This window comes from Acinetobacter lwoffii (genome assembly GCF_024129855.1).
In the GTDB taxonomy this organism is placed as follows: domain Bacteria; phylum Pseudomonadota; class Gammaproteobacteria; order Pseudomonadales; family Moraxellaceae; genus Acinetobacter; species Acinetobacter lwoffii_L.
In genome coordinates this window covers 1-326 of sequence record NZ_JAMXXC010000082.1, presented here as the reverse complement: position 1 = coordinate 326, position 326 = coordinate 1, and the positions used below count along the sequence as shown (strand labels likewise).

1 tRNA gene is annotated in these 326 nt (G+C 39.6%); it reads right to left on the bottom strand.

The window, feature by feature from the left end:
• Positions 1–235: 235 nt before the first annotated feature.
• A tRNA-Ala gene (locus tag NI465_RS16595) sits at positions 236–311 on the bottom strand.
• Positions 312–326: the final 15 nt, after the last annotated feature.

The following is a 326-nucleotide window of genomic DNA, read 5'->3' as shown; positions in this document are numbered from 1 at the left end:
GTTAATTTCGCTAGAACTCATTTCTTGTAGTTGCCTACTTGAAACGAGTTTGAACAAATTATTTCAACTCAAATATATTCTGTTAATGATTCACTGTATCCTCGTCGGATTACAGTCAACTGTGATAAATCACAGAGCTTAATAACAATGCCGCGCATTATACGCAACTTAATCACTAAGCTCTATAAGCTATCAGTTCGTTTGCTTAATGTTTAACTCATTGCATCGCAATGAGTGGTGGAGACTAGGAGAGTCGAACTCCTGACCTCCTGCGTGCAAAGCAGGCGCTCTACCAACTAAGCTAAGTCCCCAGCTTATCAATAAGT